This is a genomic window from Escherichia coli, from assembly GCF_036503815.1.
Classification (GTDB): domain Bacteria; phylum Pseudomonadota; class Gammaproteobacteria; order Enterobacterales; family Enterobacteriaceae; genus Escherichia; species Escherichia coli_F.
This window is the reverse complement of the sequence record NZ_AP027764.1, coordinates 3,921,905-3,939,949: the sequence shown is the minus strand read 5'-3', so window position 1 is coordinate 3,939,949 and position 18,045 is coordinate 3,921,905. Positions and strand designations below refer to the sequence as shown.

Below are 18,045 nucleotides of genomic sequence, written 5' to 3'. Positions count from 1 at the left end.
CACGCCTCATCCGGTATTTTGTGGACGAGGCTGGCTTTTATCACTGAGTCAACCCAACGAAGCGACCCGCTTTGATATAAATCCCTGGCTTCAAGTGCCCAATATACTCTAATTGCGTTTCTGGCTTAAACACAGAGACATCGCCAGTACGCATATGCATCAGATCGGCAGGGCTAATCCAGCCAGACTGTGCCAGCGTAAGCGGATGTCCGGCTTTGGCAAATGCATCAGTGACAAATTCCGAACAAAACCACGACTTTTTGTCTCCTTCGCTCACACTGCTTAACTGCGCTTTCGCCAGGCCGCTGACGCACTGTTGGCGAAAATCCTCGGAGAACGGATTCAGTGAGCACATCTGGCGAGTCACCATAAATGGAATAAATTCGACAATGCCGCGATAGTTATAACCGCTATCTTTGATTTTATTGGCAAACGCGGTAATTTCTGTGGCTTGTTGCGGGGTAAGATCCGGGACTCGTAAGACGAAAAGCTTATCACTATGCTTCATCGCTTTTTTAAGGGAAACAATCTGGATGCCATCTCCTGTCGCTTCTGCAACGTTATTATCTCCCAAAAAGATTGCAACGTGGCTCACTGAGGAAGTGCTGAAGACGCGGATACCAAATGAAGTTACCCCAAGGCTTGAGGAGAACAGTAAATCGCCGGGTTTGAGATCAGGTTCTGTTATTTCTTTTATTGATTGTTCGGTGAAAGAGCTTTGATGCTGGAATTTGACTGCCCATGTTTTTGCCTTGGCATCTACCGCTGTGGCTGATGAGTCTGGTTGGCTGATATCAACGGTACAGGCCGAAAGTAAAAGAAAGCAGGGGAGAAGCAGGCACCAGTGCGCCTTTGGTTTATCCATTTTATACAATCCATGTAAAAAAGGGTCCTGAAATTCAGGACCCTTTCTGGCATCAGCCTTTAATCTGTTTCACCAGATAATCGACGATGTCACCGGTCTTAATTAACTGTTTCTCACCGTTACGACGGTATTTGTATTCGATATCGTCGTTGTCGAGGTTACGGTCGCCCAACACGATAGTGTGCGGAATACCGATCAGTTCCATATCAGCAAACATCACGCCCGGACGTTCTTTGCGATCATCCAGCAGCACTTCGATACCCTGTGCGCGCAGTTCGCTATACAGTTTCTCAGCCAGCTCCTGTACGCGGAAGGATTTGTGCATGTTCATCGGCAGAATCGCCACCTGGAAAGGTGCGATAGCGTCAGGCCATACGATGCCGCGTTCGTCGTAGTTCTGCTCAATTGCCGCCGCTACTACGCGCGTTACGCCGATACCGTAGCAACCCATAGTCAGGATCTGATTACGGCCATCTTCACCCTGAACGGAGGCTTTAAGTGCTTCGGAGTACTTAGTACCCAGCTGGAAGATGTGACCGACTTCGATACCACGTTTGATCAGCAGCGTACCCTGTCCATCCGGGCTTGGATCGCCAGCCACTACGTTACGGATATCCGCAACTTCCGGGGTTGCGACATCGCGATCCCAGTTGATACCGAAGTAGTGTTTGCCATCGATGTTAGCACCAGCAGCAAAATCACTCATCGCCGCAACAGTACGGTCAATTACTACCGGAATCGGCATGTTTACCGGACCCAGTGAACCCGGACCGGCTTTAACCACGGCACGAATTTCTTCTTCAGTCGCGAAAGTCAGCGGGCTTGCAACCTGCGGCAGTTTCTCAGCTTTAACTTCGTTCAGCTCGTGGTCACCGCGAACCAGCAGCGCAACCAGCGGGAAGCTACTGCCTTCAACGGCTTTAACCAGCAGAGTCTTAACCGTTTTTTCAATCGGCAGATTGAATTGTTCTACCAGTTCAGCGATGGTTTTCGCGTTCGGCGTATCAACCAGCGTCATTTCCTGGGTAGCAGCAGCGCGCGGTTCTTTCGGCGCGATAGCTTCTGCCAGCTCAATGTTCGCTGCATAGTCAGAGGTGTCGGAGAAGACCACATCGTCTTCACCGCTCTGCGCCAGCACCTGGAATTCGTGAGAGGCGCTGCCGCCGATAGAACCGGTATCGGCCTGTACGGCGCGGAAATCCAGCCCCATGCGGCTGAAGATTTTGCTGTAGGCCGCATACATTGCATCGTAGGTTTCCTGCAGGGATTCCTGAGAGGTATGGAAAGAGTAAGCATCTTTCATCAGGAATTCGCGGGAACGCATGACGCCGAAACGCGGGCGTACTTCATCACGGAACTTGGTTTGGATCTGATAGAAGTTCAGCGGCAGCTGTTTGTAAGAGCTCAGCTCGTTACGAATCAGGTCGGTAATCACTTCTTCATGAGTTGGGCCAAGTACGAACGGACGGTCACCACGGTCAGCAATACGCAGCAATTCCGGGCCATACTGTTCCCAACGACCACTCTCTTGCCACAGTTCAGATGGCTGAACCACCGGCATTAACACCTCGATCGCACCGGCGTTGTTCATCTCTTCACGCACGATGTTTTCGACTTTTTTCAGAACGCGCACGCCGGTCGGCAGCCAGGTGTATAACCCGGAGGCCAGCTTGCGGATCATCCCGGCGCGTAACATCAGCTGATGGCTGATCACCTCGGCGTCGGCAGGTGTCTCCTTAAGAGTGGAGAGCAGGTATTGGCTAGTACGCATGTTGTTACGGTTCCAGTTGGAAGGTAGAGCAGGCTCAAGGCGAGCCTGGGACAAAAAAAGTGATTTAGTTTACCAGTGCAAAAGAAATGTCAAAAGAGAAGGGCGCGAATTTAACGCGGTTCCAGCGCAAAGACTTCAAAACCAGCGTCGGTGACGCGCCAGCGAACGTTAAAATTATGCAGCCAGACGGCATAGGTTTTGCCCGTTTCCTCACCTTTACGATAGGCTGGACGCGGGTCCTGCGCCAGTACTTCGCGGATAAACAGCGTTAACTGCGGATAGCGCTTCTCCAATGTCAAAAGCTGCTTTTCGACCTCTAAGGTAAAACTCACCGCCATCTCTGCCGCTGGTGCACTTTGCGCATAGCTGGCACTGGCATCAGGAAGCGATTCGGCAAAGGGAAGATACGGTTTGATATCTACCACCGGCGTACCATCGACCAGATCCAGACTGCCGAGCTTCAGAATCACGTTATCTTTATGACAAATAACTTCCTTCAGCTCTACCAGCGACATACCAATCGGGTTAGGGCGGAAAGTAGAGCGTGTGGCGAAAACGCCCATTCTGGCGTTACCGCCGAGGCGCGGTGGACGCACAGTCGGACGCCAGCCGCCTTCCATTGTTTGATGAAAGACAAAAAGGATCCATAAATGGCTAAACGCTTCCAGGCCGCGAACGGCGTCGGCCTGGTTGTAGGGAGCAATGAGATGCAGTTCACCGTTGGCGCTTTTTACCAGACCTGGCTGGCGCGGAACGGCGAATTTTTCTTTATAGGGCGAGCGAATAACGCCTATTTGCTCGAACTGGAAACTGCTCATTTCGCCGTAATGTTAAGCGCAGAACCGATACATACAGCCTGACGATAGCAGCCTGGCGTACCGCTGGTAACTTCGCAGCTATGCAGTAATACCGCATTGGCTTTCATTTTAGAGGCATTGATTTGCATCCGCTTACGCGCGGTTGGAATGCTCGGCGGAGAGTCCTGATTAGAGGCCTGGCAAGAATCGCCACTGACTTCACCGAGATCGCGGAATGGTTTGCCGACTAATTCTTCTGCATTGGTATAAATTCGGACCGGCGCGGCGCGCGGTGCTTTCGGTTTTGCAGGCTCCGCTTTCGGCTGGGGTGCAGTGCTTTGAACGGGTTCGACAGGGGATCTGCTTAACATGGAACAGCCGCTTAGCATGAGTGCTACTAAACAGATCGGTAAAGCACGCATAGTATTTCCTCAATGTATGATCAAAACGTCAATATTGAATCAGGAGCTTGTAAAAATGACAAGACGGGCAAGCGCCCGTCCTGAATGATATTACAAATTGTGGAAACAGCCTAAAAATTACCAGCCTTTAACAGCGCCACCGTTAAACACTTTGTTCGCTGCTTCGTAAACTTCGTCAGACTGATAAGCCTGGACGAATTTCTTCACGTTCTCTGCGTCTTTATTATCTTCACGCGTCACGATCAGGTTTACGTACGGAGACTCTTTATCTTCGACAAAGATACCGTCTTTCGCCGGAGTCAGGCCAATCTGGCTGGCATAGGTGGTGTTGATAACCGCCAGAGCGATTTGCGCATCGTCCAGAGAGCGCGGCAGCTGCGGTGCTTCCAGCTCAACAATTTTCAGGTTTTTTGGGTTCTCAACAACATCAAGAACTGTTGGCAACAGGCCAACGCCATCTTTCAGTTTGATCAAGCCCACTTTTTGCAGCAGCAGCAGTGAACGACCAAGGTTAGTCGGGTCGTTTGGCACGGCAACCTGCGAACCATCCTGCAGTTCATCCAGCGATTTGATTTTCTTGGAGTAACCGGCAATCGGATACACAAACGTGTTGCCTACTGCGACCAGTTTGTAGCCACGATCTTTCAGTTGCTGATCAAGGTACGGTTTATGCTGGAAGGCGTTGGCGTCGATATCGCCTTTGCTCAATGCTTCGTTTGGCAGAACATAGTCGTTGAAGGTGACCAGCTCAACGTCCAGGCCATATTTGTCTTTCGCGACTTTCTGCGCGACTTCTGCAACCTGCTGTTCGGCACCAACAATCACGCCGACTTTAATGTGGTTTGGATCTTTTTCATCCTGACCGCAGCCTACCAGTGCCAGTGATCCAATCAGGGCTCCCACTGCCGCAAAGGTTTTGAATTTGAACGCCATACCTTATTCCTTCTTCAATTATTTATGTTGTGTTGAACGTTATTTGCGAGTGACAGCCCGGACGATGCGGTCGCCTGCGAACTGAATTAAATAAACCAGAATGACCAGCAATACCAGTACCGTATTCATCACCGTCGCGTTGTAGCCGATGTAGCCATACTGATAGCCAATCTGACCTAAACCACCGGCACCGACTGCGCCACCCATTGCGGAATAACCAACCAGGGTAATCAGGGTGATAGTTGCCGCATTCACCAGACCTGGCAACGCCTCCGGTAACAGCACTTTACGGACGATCTGCATTGGCGTGGCACCCATTGCGCGGGAAGCTTCAATTAACCCGGTTGGGATCTCCAGCAGAGCGTTCTCGACCATACGGGCAATAAACGGTGCTGCACCAACTGTCAGCGGAACAATCGCTGCTTGCAAACCAATCGATGTACCGACAATAACGCGAGTAAACGGAATCATCCATACCAGCAAGATAATGAACGGGATGGATCGGAAAATGTTCACAATCGCAGAAACGGTACGATACAGCTTCGCGTTAGCAATAATTTGCCCCGGACGCGTGACATAAAGCAGGACGCCAACCGGCAGGCCAATCACAAAACCAAAAAAACCGGATACGAAGGTCATTGCCAGCGTTTCCCATACGCCACGAACCAGCAGCCACATCATCGGCTCAGACATAACCCAGTACCTCTACTTTTACATGGTGTTCCTGCAGCCAGGCAATGGCGGCTTGCGTATCTTGTTGTGTGCCGTGCATTTCAGTCAGCATGATGCCGAACTTAACGCCACCGGCGTAATCCATCTGCGCGCTAATAATGTTGTTATTGACGTTGAAACGACGCGCGGTTTCAGAAAGCAGCGGGGCATCGACCGATTGACCGGTAAACTCCAGACGCAGCATCGGCACGCAGTCAGCGAATGGTTCCGCTTGCAGTCGTTCCTGATAGTCTTCCGGGATATCCAGATGCAGGGTCGACTGAATAAACTTCTGCGCTAGCGGCGTTTTCGGATGCGAGAACACTTCACTTACCGTGTCCTGCTCGATCAACTCGCCATTACTGATCACCGCCACGCAATCACAAATGCGCTTCACAACGTCCATTTCGTGGGTGATCAACAGAATCGTCAAACCCAGACGACGATTGATGTCTTTCAGCAGTTCGAGAATAGAACGTGTTGTTGCCGGGTCCAGCGCGCTGGTGGCCTCATCACACAGCAATACTTTGGGATTGCTGGCTAACGCACGGGCAATCGCCACACGTTGTTTCTGCCCACCGGAAAGGTTAGACGGGTAACTATCATGCTTATCGCCAAGACCAACCAATGACAGTAATTCTGTCACGCGACGTTTAATCTCGTCTTTCGGCGTGTTGTCCAGCTCCAGCGGCAGTGCCACGTTGCCAAAAACAGTGCGCGAAGAGAGCAGGTTAAAATGCTGGAAAATCATACCAATCTGGCGGCGAGCTTTGGTCAACTCGGATTCTGACAGCGTGGTCAGTTCCTGACCATCGACCAGCACGCTACCCTCGGTTGGGCGCTCCAGCAGGTTTACACAACGGATAAGCGTACTTTTACCCGCGCCTGAGGCACCGATAACGCCATAAATTTGTCCAGCTGGCACATGCAGGCTGACGTTGTTCAACGCCTGGATGGTGCGGGTGCCCTGGTGGAACACTTTGGTGATATTCGAAAGTTTTATCATTGATTATTTATTATCGTCATTAAGTTAGTCGTGGCATTTCGAATGCCTGAAACGGTCAAAGCCGTCAATGAAATGGATGTTAAGGCATCCAGACGTCTAAATCAATCAGGTTTATGCGAAGAGCACTTTCTTGCAGGTCGAAACATGCGATACTAGCGTCACATGCCTTATTAAGGAGCTATAAAAGGTGGCGAAGAGCGTACCCGCAATTTTTCTTGACCGTGATGGCACCATTAATGTCGATCACGGCTATGTCCATGAGATCGACAACTTTGAATTTATCGACGGTGTTATTGACGCCATGCGCGAGCTAAAAAAAATGGGCTTTGCGCTGGTGGTAGTAACCAACCAGTCTGGCATTGCTCGCGGTAAATTTACTGAAGCACAGTTTGAAACGCTGACCGAGTGGATGGACTGGTCGCTGGCGGACCGCGATGTCGATCTGGATGGCATCTATTATTGCCCGCATCATCCGCAGGGTAGTGTTGAAGAGTTTCGTCAGGTCTGCGATTGCCGCAAACCACATCCGGGGATGCTTTTGTCAGCACGCGATTATTTACATATTGATATGGCTGCTTCTTATATGGTGGGCGATAAATTAGAAGATATGCAGGCAGCGGCTGCGGCGAACGTGGGAACAAAAGTGCTGGTGCGTACGGGAAAACCTATTACGCCTGAAGCAGAAAACGCGGCGGATTGGGTGTTAAATAGCCTGGCAGACCTGCCGCAAGCGATAAAAAAGCAGCAAAAACCGGCGTAATGATTAAAAGATGAGCGGTTGAAATAAAAATGCATTTTTCCGCTTGTCTTCCTGAAACGACTCCCTATAATGCGCCTCCATCGACACGGCGGATGTGAATCACTTCACACAAACAGCCGGTTCGGTTGAAGAGAAAAAATCCTGAAATTCAGGGTTGACTCTGAAAGAGGAAAGCGTAATATACGCCACCTCGCGACAGTGAGCTGAAAGCCGCATCGCAACTGCTCTTTAACAATTTATCAGACAATCTGTGTGGGCACTCGAAGATACGGATTCTTAACGTCGCAAGACGAAAAATGAATACCAAGTCTCAAGAGTGAACACGTAATTCATTACGAAGTTTAATTCTTTGAGCATCAAACTTTTAAATTGAAGAGTTTGATCATGGCTCAGATTGAACGCTGGCGGCAGGCCTAACACATGCAAGTCGAACGGTAACAGGAATCAGCTTGCTGATTCGCTGACGAGTGGCGGACGGGTGAGTAATGTCTGGGAAACTGCCTGATGGAGGGGGATAACTACTGGAAACGGTAGCTAATACCGCATAACGTCGCAAGACCAAAGAGGGGGACCTTCGGGCCTCTTGCCATCGGATGTGCCCAGATGGGATTAGCTAGTAGGTGGGGTAACGGCTCACCTAGGCGACGATCCCTAGCTGGTCTGAGAGGATGACCAGCCACACTGGAACTGAGACACGGTCCAGACTCCTACGGGAGGCAGCAGTGGGGAATATTGCACAATGGGCGCAAGCCTGATGCAGCCATGCCGCGTGTATGAAGAAGGCCTTCGGGTTGTAAAGTACTTTCAGCGGGGAGGAAGGGAGTAAAGTTAATACCTTTGCTCATTGACGTTACCCGCAGAAGAAGCACCGGCTAACTCCGTGCCAGCAGCCGCGGTAATACGGAGGGTGCAAGCGTTAATCGGAATTACTGGGCGTAAAGCGCACGCAGGCGGTTTGTTAAGTCAGATGTGAAATCCCCGGGCTCAACCTGGGAACTGCATCTGATACTGGCAAGCTTGAGTCTCGTAGAGGGGGGTAGAATTCCAGGTGTAGCGGTGAAATGCGTAGAGATCTGGAGGAATACCGGTGGCGAAGGCGGCCCCCTGGACGAAGACTGACGCTCAGGTGCGAAAGCGTGGGGAGCAAACAGGATTAGATACCCTGGTAGTCCACGCCGTAAACGATGTCGACTTGGAGGTTGTGCCCTTGAGGCGTGGCTTCCGGAGCTAACGCGTTAAGTCGACCGCCTGGGGAGTACGGCCGCAAGGTTAAAACTCAAATGAATTGACGGGGGCCCGCACAAGCGGTGGAGCATGTGGTTTAATTCGATGCAACGCGAAGAACCTTACCTGGTCTTGACATCCACGGAAGTTTTCAGAGATGAGAATGTGCCTTCGGGAACCGTGAGACAGGTGCTGCATGGCTGTCGTCAGCTCGTGTTGTGAAATGTTGGGTTAAGTCCCGCAACGAGCGCAACCCTTATCCTTTGTTGCCAGCGGTCCGGCCGGGAACTCAAAGGAGACTGCCAGTGATAAACTGGAGGAAGGTGGGGATGACGTCAAGTCATCATGGCCCTTACGACCAGGGCTACACACGTGCTACAATGGCGCATACAAAGAGAAGCGACCTCGCGAGAGCAAGCGGACCTCATAAAGTGCGTCGTAGTCCGGATTGGAGTCTGCAACTCGACTCCATGAAGTCGGAATCGCTAGTAATCGTGGATCAGAATGCCACGGTGAATACGTTCCCGGGCCTTGTACACACCGCCCGTCACACCATGGGAGTGGGTTGCAAAAGAAGTAGGTAGCTTAACCTTCGGGAGGGCGCTTACCACTTTGTGATTCATGACTGGGGTGAAGTCGTAACAAGGTAACCGTAGGGGAACCTGCGGTTGGATCACCTCCTTACCTTAAAGAACTGTACTTTGCAGTGCTCACACAGATTGTCTGATGAAAATGAGCAGTAAAATCTCTACAGGCTTGTAGCTCAGGTGGTTAGAGCGCACCCCTGATAAGGGTGAGGTCGGTGGTTCAAGTCCACTCAGGCCTACCAAATTTGCACCGCAAATTTGAAGAGGTTTTAACTACATGTTATGGGGCTATAGCTCAGCTGGGAGAGCGCCTGCTTTGCACGCAGGAGGTCTGCGGTTCGATCCCGCATAGCTCCACCATCTCTGTAGTGATTAAATAAAAAATACTTCAGAGTGTACCTGCAAAGGTTCACTGCGAAGTTTTGCTCTTTAAAAATCTGGATCAAGCTGAAAATTGAAACACTGAACAACGAGAGTTGTTCGTGAGTCTCTCAAATTTTCGCAATCAGAAGTGAAACATCTTCGGGTTGTGAGGTTAAGCGACTAAGCGTACACGGTGGATGCCCTGGCAGTCAGAGGCGATGAAGGACGTGCTAATCTGCGATAAGCGTCGGTAAGGTGATATGAACCGTTATAACCGGCGATTTCCGAATGGGGAAACCCAGTGTGTTTCGACACACTATCATTAACTGAATCCATAGGTTAATGAGGCGAACCGGGGGAACTGAAACATCTAAGTACCCCGAGGAAAAGAAATCAACCGAGATTCCCCCAGTAGCGGCGAGCGAACGGGGAGGAGCCCAGAGCCTGAATCAGTGTGTGTGTTAGTGGAAACGTCTGGAAAGGCGCGCGATACAGGGTGACAGCCCCGTACACAAAAATGCACATACTGTGAGCTCGATGAGTAGGGCGGGACACGTGGTATCCTGTCTGAATATGGGGGGACCATCCTCCAAGGCTAAATACTCCTGACTGACCGATAGTGAACCAGTACCGTGAGGGAAAGGCGAAAAGAACCCCGGCGAGGGGAGTGAAAAAGAACCTGAAACCGTGTACGTACAAGCAGTGGGAGCCTCTTTATGGGGTGACTGCGTACCTTTTGTATAATGGGTCAGCGACTTATATTCTGTAGCAAGGTTAACCGAATAGGGGAGCCGAAGGGAAACCGAGTCTTAACTGGGCGTTAAGTTGCAGGGTATAGACCCGAAACCCGGTGATCTAGCCATGGGCAGGTTGAAGGTTGGGTAACACTAACTGGAGGACCGAACCGACTAATGTTGAAAAATTAGCGGATGACTTGTGGCTGGGGGTGAAAGGCCAATCAAACCGGGAGATAGCTGGTTCTCCCCGAAAGCTATTTAGGTAGCGCCTCGTGAATTCATCTCCGGGGGTAGAGCACTGTTTCGGCAAGGGGGTCATCCCGACTTACCAACCCGATGCAAACTGCGAATACCGGAGAATGTTATCACGGGAGACACACGGCGGGTGCTAACGTCCGTCGTGAAGAGGGAAACAACCCAGACCGCCAGCTAAGGTCCCAAAGTCATGGTTAAGTGGGAAACGATGTGGGAAGGCCCAGACAGCCAGGATGTTGGCTTAGAAGCAGCCATCATTTAAAGAAAGCGTAATAGCTCACTGGTCGAGTCGGCCTGCGCGGAAGATGTAACGGGGCTAAACCATGCACCGAAGCTGCGGCAGCGACACTATGTGTTGTTGGGTAGGGGAGCGTTCTGTAAGCCTGTGAAGGTGTGCTGTGAGGTATGCTGGAGGTATCAGAAGTGCGAATGCTGACATAAGTAACGATAAAGCGGGTGAAAAGCCCGCTCGCCGGAAGACCAAGGGTTCCTGTCCAACGTTAATCGGGGCAGGGTGAGTCGACCCCTAAGGCGAGGCCGAAAGGCGTAGTCGATGGGAAACAGGTTAATATTCCTGTACTTGGTGTTACTGCGAAGGGGGGACGGAGAAGGCTATGTTGGCCGGGCGACGGTTGTCCCGGTTTAAGCGTGTAGGCTGGTTTTCCAGGCAAATCCGGAAAATCAAGGCTGAGGCGTGATGACGAGGCACTACGGTGCTGAAGCAACAAATGCCCTGCTTCCAGGAAAAGCCTCTAAGCATCAGGTAACATCAAATCGTACCCCAAACCGACACAGGTGGTCAGGTAGAGAATACCAAGGCGCTTGAGAGAACTCGGGTGAAGGAACTAGGCAAAATGGTGCCGTAACTTCGGGAGAAGGCACGCTGATATGTAGGTGAAGCGACTTGCTCGTGGAGCTGAAATCAGTCGAAGATACCAGCTGGCTGCAACTGTTTATTAAAAACACAGCACTGTGCAAACACGAAAGTGGACGTATACGGTGTGACGCCTGCCCGGTGCCGGAAGGTTAATTGATGGGGTTAGCGGTAACGCGAAGCTCTTGATCGAAGCCCCGGTAAACGGCGGCCGTAACTATAACGGTCCTAAGGTAGCGAAATTCCTTGTCGGGTAAGTTCCGACCTGCACGAATGGCGTAATGATGGCCAGGCTGTCTCCACCCGAGACTCAGTGAAATTGAACTCGCTGTGAAGATGCAGTGTACCCGCGGCAAGACGGAAAGACCCCGTGAACCTTTACTATAGCTTGACACTGAACATTGAGCCTTGATGTGTAGGATAGGTGGGAGGCTTTGAAGTGTGGACGCCAGTCTGCATGGAGCCGACCTTGAAATACCACCCTTTAATGTTTGATGTTCTAACGTTGGCCCGTAATCCGGGTTGCGGACAGTGTCTGGTGGGTAGTTTGACTGGGGCGGTCTCCTCCTAAAGAGTAACGGAGGAGCACGAAGGTTGGCTAATCCTGGTCGGACATCAGGAGGTTAGTGCAATGGCATAAGCCAGCTTGACTGCGAGCGTGACGGCGCGAGCAGGTGCGAAAGCAGGTCATAGTGATCCGGTGGTTCTGAATGGAAGGGCCATCGCTCAACGGATAAAAGGTACTCCGGGGATAACAGGCTGATACCGCCCAAGAGTTCATATCGACGGCGGTGTTTGGCACCTCGATGTCGGCTCATCACATCCTGGGGCTGAAGTAGGTCCCAAGGGTATGGCTGTTCGCCATTTAAAGTGGTACGCGAGCTGGGTTTAGAACGTCGTGAGACAGTTCGGTCCCTATCTGCCGTGGGCGCTGGAGAACTGAGGGGGGCTGCTCCTAGTACGAGAGGACCGGAGTGGACGCATCACTGGTGTTCGGGTTGTCATGCCAATGGCACTGCCCGGTAGCTAAATGCGGAAGAGATAAGTGCTGAAAGCATCTAAGCACGAAACTTGCCCCGAGATGAGTTCTCCCTGACCCTTTAAGGGTCCTGAAGGAACGTTGAAGACGACGACGTTGATAGGCCGGGTGTGTAAGCGCAGCGATGCGTTGAGCTAACCGGTACTAATGAACCGTGAGGCTTAACCTTACAACGCCGAAGATGTTTTGGCGGATTGAGAGAAGATTTTCAGCCTGATACAGATTAAATCAGAACGCAGAAGCGGTCTGATGAAACAGAATTTGCCTGGCGGCCTTAGCGCGGTGGTCCCACCTGACCCCATGCCGAACTCAGAAGTGAAACGCCGTAGCGCCGATGGTAGTGTGGGGTCTCCCCATGCGAGAGTAGGGAACTGCCTGGCATCAAATTTAGCAGTAAGCCGGTCATAAAACCGGTGGTTGTAAAAGAATTCGGTGGAGCGGTAGTTCAGTCGGTTAGAATACCTGCCTGTCACGCAGGGGGTCGCGGGTTCGAGTCCCGTCCGTTCCGCCACTTATTAAGAAGCCTCGAGTTAACGCTCGAGGTTTTTTTTCGTCTGTATGTTTATTGTTGCCATAATTGCAAAAATCCTCTGCATTTTATGCCCTTTTTCCGCAACAGTCTAAAGTCCATAATCATCTCAGTTAACGAACATAGCATTAAAAGAGGCATATTATGGCTATCCCTGCATTTGGTTTAGGTACTTTTCGTCTGAAAGACGACGTTGTTATTTCATCTGTGAAAACGGCGCTTGAACTTGGTTATCGCGCAATTGATACCGCACAAATCTATGATAACGAAGCCGCAGTAGGTCAGGCGATTGCAGAAAGTGGCGTGCCACGTAATGAACTCTACATCACCACTAAAATCTGGATTGAAAATCTCAGCAAAGACAAACTGATCCCGAGTCTGAAAGAGAGTCTGCAAAAATTGCGTACCGATTATGTTGATCTGGCGCTAATTCACTGGCCGTCACCAAACGATGAAGTCTCTGTTGAAGAGTTTATGCAGGCGCTGCTGGAAGCCAAAAAACAAGGTCTGACGTGTGAGATCGGTATTTCCAACTTCACGATCCCATTGATGGAAAAAGCGATTGCTGCTGTTGGTGCTGAAAACATCGCTACTAACCAGATTGAACTCTCTCCTTATCTGCAAAACCGTAAAGTGGTTGATTGGGCTAAACAGCACGGCATCCATATTACTTCCTATATGACGCTGGCTTATGGTAAGGCACTGAAAAATGAGGTTATTGCTCGTATCGCAGCTAAACACAATGCGACTCCGGCACAAGTGATTCTGGCGTGGGCTATGGGGGAAGGTTACTCGGTAATTCCTTCTTCTACTAGACGTGAAAACCTGGAGAGTAATCTTAAGGCACAAAATTTACAGCTTGATGCCGAAGATAAAAAAGCGATCGCCGCACTGGATTGCAACGACCGCCTGGTTAGCCCGGTAGGTCTGGCTCCTGAATGGGATTAAGCCTCTCTGACAGCTCCTCCGGGAGCTGTTTTTACATGCTCGCTAAGGAAATCGATAAAAGCCCGGATGCGCGTACTTACCGCACGGTCGCTGTAATAGACTGCACTGAATGGCATTTCCACTGGCAACACTTTATCTGCCATTAACTCCACCAATTCTCCGCGAACGATTTCTTTGTCGATCATGTAGTCGGACAAACACGCAATCCCGTTGCCACTCAGGCAAAGCTGTTTCAGTGTTTCCCCACTATTGGATGACAAACCATACTTCACCTCATGTAATTGTCCATCGCTACAGGCTATCGGCCAGGTATTGAGGGAAGCGGGTTCAGTGAATCCCAGGCAAATATGTTGCTTTAAATCGTCGATCGTTTCTGGCTTCCCGTAGCGGGAAATATAATCGGGGGAGGCGATAATTTTTCGATAACTGTTAAATAACGGCCTGGCACGTAAGCTGGAATCCGTTAACGTACCGGCGCGTATCGCGACATCCACTTTTCTTTCGATCAAATTAATAATCGTTTCGGAGGAGACTAGCGATAAAGTAACTTCCGGATAGCGTTCACGGAAAGGCTTAATTAACGGCATCAGAAAGTGCAGCACCACTGGAGTTGCGGCATCGATGCGTAACAGTCCACGCGGTGTATTACGCGTCTCCATAATTTCTGATTCTGCCGCTGCCATCTCCTGCAAAATTGACTGTACGCGACGAAAATAACGCTCGCCTTCTTCCGTCAGGCTAAGTTGCCGCGTGGTCCGATTAAGCAGGCTAACGCCAAGTTTCATCTCCAGCTTTTTCACCGCCCGGCTTACCGCTGAGTTTGCTTGCCCTAATTGTTCCGCTGCCCGGCTAAAGCTGCCGCTTTCGACGACCGAAACAAAAATGGCGAGTTCTTCCGACGTGGCTTTCATTTTTGCTCCTGTTGCAAAATAGATGAGATATTTTGAATTTATTTGTCATTAAACCATCAGGATGCGTGATATGTCATCCGATTTAATGTTCTCAATAATGAGCAAATTTCTGACCGGTGTAAGCACTTGCTTACATAACAATATACAATTGCTCGTTGAAAGAGTGAGCTAAAATCCCTATAACAGTAGAACCCTCCCGAGTGCGGAAGGGTTGACGTAATAGAGGTTTCAAAGTCAAAAGTGCGAAAAAACACCTATGCCATGCGCTATGTTGCCGGACAACCTGCGGAAAGGATCTTACCGCCGGGGTCTTTTGCGAGCATCGGCCAGGCATTACCACCTGGAGAACCGTTAAGTACCGAAGAGCGTATTCGGATCCTGGTGTGGAACATATACAAACAGCAACGCGCTGAATGGTTGTCGGTATTAAAGAACTACGGCAAAGATGCACATCTGGTGTTATTGCAGGAAGCGCAGACAACGCCAGAGTTAGTACAGTTTGCGACCGCTAACTATCTTGCCGCCGATCAGGTACCCGCTTTCGTGCTGCCACAACATCCTTCCGGTGTAATGACCCTTTCGGCGGCGCATCCAGTGTATTGCTGCCCGTTACGTGAACGAGAACCTATTTTGCGTCTGGCGAAGTCGGCACTGGTGACGGTCTATCCATTACCTGACACCCGCCTGTTGATGGTGGTTAATATACACGCCGTCAACTTCAGTCTGGGCGTGGATGTCTATAGTAAGCAGTTACTTCCTATTGGTGATCAGATAGCTCACCACAGTGGCCCGGTCATTATGGCGGGAGATTTCAATGCCTGGAGCCGTAGAAGGATGAACGCGTTATATCGCTTTGCGCGGGAAATGTCGCTGCGCCAGGTGCGTTTTACCGACGATCAGCGCCGTCGGGCGTTTGGTCGCCCGCTCGATTTTGTTTTCTACCGTGGTCTGAACGTCAGCGAAGCTTCTGTATTGGTTACGCGCGCTTCCGATCACAATCCGCTACTCGTTGAATTCAGTCCCGGCAAGCCTGATAAATAAGGTATGTCAGGTCTGCCACAGGGCAGACCAACGTTTGGCGCTGCCCTTTTATACTCAAACAACAAAAGGACAGCGCAATGACAACACAATCCCACCATGACCACGTAGAAAAGCAGTTTAGCTCTCAAGCCAGCGAATATCTGACCAGTACCGTACATGCATCCGGACGAGATTTACAGCGCCTGGCGGTGCGTCTGGCTGATTATCCTGATGCAAGTGTACTTGATATGGGCTGCGGAGCAGGGCATGCCAGCTTTGTTGCTGCGCAAAACGTGAGCGCGGTGGTGGCGTATGACTTATCTGCCCAAATGCTGGATGTCGTGGCACAAGCTGCCGAAGCCCGGCAACTGAAAAATATCACCACCCGCCAGGGTTATGCCGAAAGTCTGCCATTTGCCGATAACGCATTTGATATTGTTATCAGCCGTTATTCTGCCCATCACTGGCATGATGTTGGTGCAGCACTGCGTGAAGTGAATAGGATATTGAAACCTGGCGGTAGGCTGATTGTGATGGACGTAATGTCTCCGGGCCACCCAGTGCGCGACATCTGGTTACAGACGGTAGAAGCATTACGCGATACCTCTCACGTACGAAACTACGCCAGCGGTGAGTGGTTGACGTTAATCAATGAAGCCAATCTGATAGTTGATAATTTAATTACAGATAAGTTACCGCTGGAATTTTCTTCATGGGTCGAGAGAATGCGTACGCCAGAAGCGTTAGTAGACGCTATTCGCATTTACCAACAGAGCGCATCGACAGAGGTGAAAACGTATTTTGCCTTGCAGAATGATGGCTCTTTCACCAGTGATATCATCATGGTAGAAGCACATAAAGCGGCATAAATAAAAAAGGCACCGGGGGAATCGGTGCCTTTTTATTATCTGGTTTGTCAGGAATCTGGCATGTTGTTGTTTTTCACAAACAACGTCAGCTTATCGCCTGGTTGCAGATTCGCAGTGTCGCTGTTCCAGCGCATCACATCTTTGATGTTCACGCCGTGGCGTTTAGCAATGCTTGAAAGCGAATCGCCTTTGCGCACACGATACGTAATGCTATCGCTGTTGTTTGCCAGTCGCTGTGCGCTACTGCCTGCACCAATCGTCAAACTTTGGCCTGGCTTCAGCTTAGTTCCGCGCAGTTTGTTCCACTGCTGCAAATCTTTGGTGCTTACGCCGAGACGTGAAGCGATACTTGAAAGCGTGTCGCCAGAGCGTACGGTGTAAACACGGCTGTTAAGCGGCATATTGTCGGCAACCAGCGTCGACTGTACAGCAGCAATTTCGCCTGAAGCCAGAGATTCACGCAGTTGATCTGCATGCTTCTTTGGCACCATCACGTACTGCGGGCCACTTGTGCCCAGCGTGGAGCCTTTCACGCCAGCGTTGAATGTCTTCAGCTTGCTGACGGAAATTCCCGCCATATCTGCAACCTTCGCCATTTCAACCGGGCTGCTCAGGTGCACACGCGCCAGAGCACGGCTTTCATCAGTCGTTGGCAGACGTACACCATAACGCTTGCTGTTTTTGAGAATATCACTCAATGCCAGCATTTTAGGCACGTACTGTTTCGTTTCCTGCGGCAACGGTAACGACCAGAAGTCCGTGGATTTCCCACGCGCTTTGTTCGTTTTAATTGCCTTCATGACCCGACCTTCGCCGCTGTTATAAGCCGCTACGGTCAGAAGCCAGTCGCCGTCAAACATCTTGTTCAGACGCTGCATCATGTTCAGCGCGGCAGTCGTTGAAGCAACAACATCGCGACGCGCGTCATAATTGCGGGTCTGTTTCAAACCATAATTGCGCCCCGTGCTCGGAATGATCTGCCAGATGCCTGCGGCATTGGCGCCAGACGTCGCGTGAGGATCAAAAGCGCTCTCCACTATGGGTAGTAGTACCAGTTCCATAGGCATGTTACGTTTTTTAACTTGCCCGGCTATCCAGTACATATACGGCTCTGCCCGTAAAGTTACATCGTGGAGATAGCTCTTATTGCGTAAATATTTCTGTTTCTGTTCGCGAATCCGGTCATTTTCCGGAATTCCCATCTTTAGCTCGTCGCCAATGAAAGCCCACAAGTCACCATCTGGCGCGATAGACGTCCCATCGTCCATCCATCGTGCCTGACTTGTAAACTTTGCTGCTTCCCCTTGACCAGCTGCAGAAAGGCTCTGTGCGTGCTGTTGAACGTTGCCGGTACTCTGGCAACCCACGAGCAGGACAGAGGCGAGTAATATCGCTTTTGCCTTCATGTGTGTGTCAATAGTTGC

General features: G+C 50.7%; 13 protein-coding genes, 3 tRNA genes and 3 rRNA genes. 10 read left to right on the top strand and 9 right to left on the bottom strand.

Annotated features, from left to right (window positions below):
* Positions 1-40: 40 nt before the first annotated feature.
* The 7 genes from yaeF to metN all read right to left on the bottom strand — a co-directional run bounded on the left by yaeF (position 41) and on the right by metN (position 6,505).
* Entirely contained in the window at positions 41-865 is an 825-nt protein-coding gene (gene yaeF / locus AABJ99_RS18875) for a YaeF family permuted papain-like enzyme (protein WP_001353447.1), read from the bottom strand.
* A gap of 52 nt (positions 866-917) precedes the next feature.
* Positions 918-2,636 (bottom strand): proline--tRNA ligase, encoded by a 1,719-nt coding sequence (gene proS, locus AABJ99_RS18870; protein ID WP_001260696.1) that lies wholly within the window; start codon positions 2,634-2,636, stop codon positions 918-920.
* Positions 2,637-2,746: 110 nt separating this feature from the next.
* Positions 2,747-3,454 carry a tRNA (N6-threonylcarbamoyladenosine(37)-N6)-methyltransferase TrmO gene (gene tsaA / locus AABJ99_RS18865; RefSeq protein WP_000093999.1) on the bottom strand — a complete coding sequence of 236 codons (708 nt, stop codon included), beginning with the start codon at positions 3,452-3,454 and terminating at the stop codon, positions 2,747-2,749.
* Complete coding sequence (gene rcsF, locus AABJ99_RS18860) at positions 3,451-3,855, bottom strand: Rcs stress response system protein RcsF (protein WP_001202321.1); 405 nt, start codon at positions 3,853-3,855, stop codon at positions 3,451-3,453. The genes tsaA and rcsF overlap by 4 nt, the downstream gene beginning before the upstream one ends.
* A 117-nt stretch (positions 3,856-3,972) precedes the next feature.
* Positions 3,973-4,788, bottom strand: coding sequence for a methionine ABC transporter substrate-binding lipoprotein MetQ (gene metQ, locus AABJ99_RS18855; RefSeq protein ID WP_000874226.1), 816 nt, complete (start codon positions 4,786-4,788; stop codon positions 3,973-3,975).
* A 39-nt stretch (positions 4,789-4,827) separates the two neighbouring features.
* Positions 4,828-5,481 (bottom strand): methionine ABC transporter permease MetI, encoded by a 654-nt coding sequence (gene metI / locus AABJ99_RS18850; RefSeq protein ID WP_001294600.1) that lies wholly within the window; start codon positions 5,479-5,481, stop codon positions 4,828-4,830.
* Positions 5,474-6,505, bottom strand: a complete 1,032-nt coding sequence (gene metN / locus AABJ99_RS18845) for a methionine ABC transporter ATP-binding protein MetN (protein ID WP_000593991.1) — start codon at positions 6,503-6,505, stop codon at positions 5,474-5,476. The genes metI and metN overlap by 8 nt, the downstream gene beginning before the upstream one ends.
* Before the next feature lie 187 nt (positions 6,506-6,692).
* On the opposite strand from metN, the gene gmhB reads away from it, so the two are divergent.
* The 8 genes from gmhB to dkgB all read left to right on the top strand — a co-directional run bounded on the left by gmhB (position 6,693) and on the right by dkgB (position 13,821).
* The gene (gene gmhB / locus AABJ99_RS18840) at positions 6,693-7,265 is read left to right on the top strand and encodes a D-glycero-beta-D-manno-heptose 1,7-bisphosphate 7-phosphatase (protein ID WP_001140174.1); all 573 of its coding nucleotides are present in this window, start codon (positions 6,693-6,695) and stop codon (positions 7,263-7,265) included.
* 366 nt (positions 7,266-7,631) lie between these two features.
* Positions 7,632-9,173 (top strand): 16S ribosomal RNA (locus AABJ99_RS18835).
* A gap of 68 nt (positions 9,174-9,241) precedes the next feature.
* A tRNA-Ile gene (locus AABJ99_RS18830) sits at positions 9,242-9,318 on the top strand.
* A 42-nt stretch (positions 9,319-9,360) separates the two neighbouring features.
* Positions 9,361-9,436 (top strand) — tRNA-Ala (locus tag AABJ99_RS18825).
* Between the two features lie 173 nt (positions 9,437-9,609).
* A 23S ribosomal RNA gene (locus tag AABJ99_RS18820) occupies positions 9,610-12,513 on the top strand.
* Positions 12,514-12,608: 95 nt separating this feature from the next.
* A 5S ribosomal RNA gene (gene rrf, locus AABJ99_RS18815) occupies positions 12,609-12,724 on the top strand.
* The 16S, 23S and 5S rRNA genes sit together here with 3 tRNA genes alongside, the layout of an rRNA operon.
* Before the next feature lie 54 nt (positions 12,725-12,778).
* Positions 12,779-12,855, top strand: a tRNA-Asp gene (locus AABJ99_RS18810).
* A gap of 162 nt (positions 12,856-13,017) precedes the next feature.
* Complete coding sequence (gene dkgB / locus AABJ99_RS18805; RefSeq protein WP_039021717.1) at positions 13,018-13,821, top strand: 2,5-didehydrogluconate reductase DkgB; 804 nt, start codon at positions 13,018-13,020, stop codon at positions 13,819-13,821.
* Here dkgB and yafC read toward each other — a convergent pair.
* Positions 13,818-14,732, bottom strand: coding sequence for a DNA-binding transcriptional regulator YafC (gene yafC, locus AABJ99_RS18800; RefSeq protein WP_023155851.1), 915 nt, complete (start codon positions 14,730-14,732; stop codon positions 13,818-13,820). The two genes, dkgB and yafC, sit on opposite strands and share 4 nt — an antisense overlap.
* Before the next feature lie 240 nt (positions 14,733-14,972).
* Here yafC and yafD point away from each other — a divergent pair, with 240 nt between their 5' ends.
* Both yafD and AABJ99_RS18790 read left to right on the top strand, forming a co-directional pair.
* Positions 14,973-15,773 (top strand): endonuclease/exonuclease/phosphatase family protein, encoded by an 801-nt coding sequence (gene yafD, locus AABJ99_RS18795; protein WP_001230983.1) that lies wholly within the window; start codon positions 14,973-14,975, stop codon positions 15,771-15,773.
* A gap of 77 nt (positions 15,774-15,850) precedes the next feature.
* Entirely contained in the window at positions 15,851-16,621 is a 771-nt protein-coding gene (locus AABJ99_RS18790) for a class I SAM-dependent methyltransferase (RefSeq protein WP_039021716.1), read from the top strand.
* A gap of 47 nt (positions 16,622-16,668) precedes the next feature.
* Here AABJ99_RS18790 and mltD read toward each other — a convergent pair whose 3' ends face one another.
* Complete coding sequence (gene mltD / locus AABJ99_RS18785) at positions 16,669-18,027, bottom strand: murein transglycosylase D (RefSeq protein ID WP_039021715.1); 1,359 nt, start codon at positions 18,025-18,027, stop codon at positions 16,669-16,671.
* Positions 18,028-18,045: the final 18 nt, after the last annotated feature.

Excerpts from the sequence above, each read along its gene's own strand:
- yaeF (WP_001353447.1), bottom strand. The coding sequence starts at position 865 with ATGGATAAACCAAAGGCGCACTGGTGCCTGCTTCTCCCCTGCTTTCTT.
- proS (WP_001260696.1), bottom strand. The coding sequence starts at position 2,636 with ATGCGTACTAGCCAATACCTGCTCTCCACTCTTAAGGAGACACCTGCC.
- tsaA (WP_000093999.1), bottom strand. The coding sequence starts at position 3,454 with ATGAGCAGTTTCCAGTTCGAGCAAATAGGCGTTATTCGCTCGCCCTAT.
- rcsF (WP_001202321.1), bottom strand. The coding sequence starts at position 3,855 with ATGCGTGCTTTACCGATCTGTTTAGTAGCACTCATGCTAAGCGGCTGT.
- metQ (WP_000874226.1), bottom strand. The coding sequence starts at position 4,788 with ATGGCGTTCAAATTCAAAACCTTTGCGGCAGTGGGAGCCCTGATTGGA.
- metI (WP_001294600.1), bottom strand. The coding sequence starts at position 5,481 with ATGTCTGAGCCGATGATGTGGCTGCTGGTTCGTGGCGTATGGGAAACG.
- metN (WP_000593991.1), bottom strand. The coding sequence starts at position 6,505 with ATGATAAAACTTTCGAATATCACCAAAGTGTTCCACCAGGGCACCCGC.
- dkgB (WP_039021717.1), top strand. The coding sequence starts at position 13,018 with ATGGCTATCCCTGCATTTGGTTTAGGTACTTTTCGTCTGAAAGACGAC.
- yafC (WP_023155851.1), bottom strand. The coding sequence starts at position 14,732 with ATGAAAGCCACGTCGGAAGAACTCGCCATTTTTGTTTCGGTCGTCGAA.
- AABJ99_RS18790 (WP_039021716.1), top strand. The coding sequence starts at position 15,851 with ATGACAACACAATCCCACCATGACCACGTAGAAAAGCAGTTTAGCTCT.
- mltD (WP_039021715.1), bottom strand. The coding sequence starts at position 18,027 with ATGAAGGCAAAAGCGATATTACTCGCCTCTGTCCTGCTCGTGGGTTGC.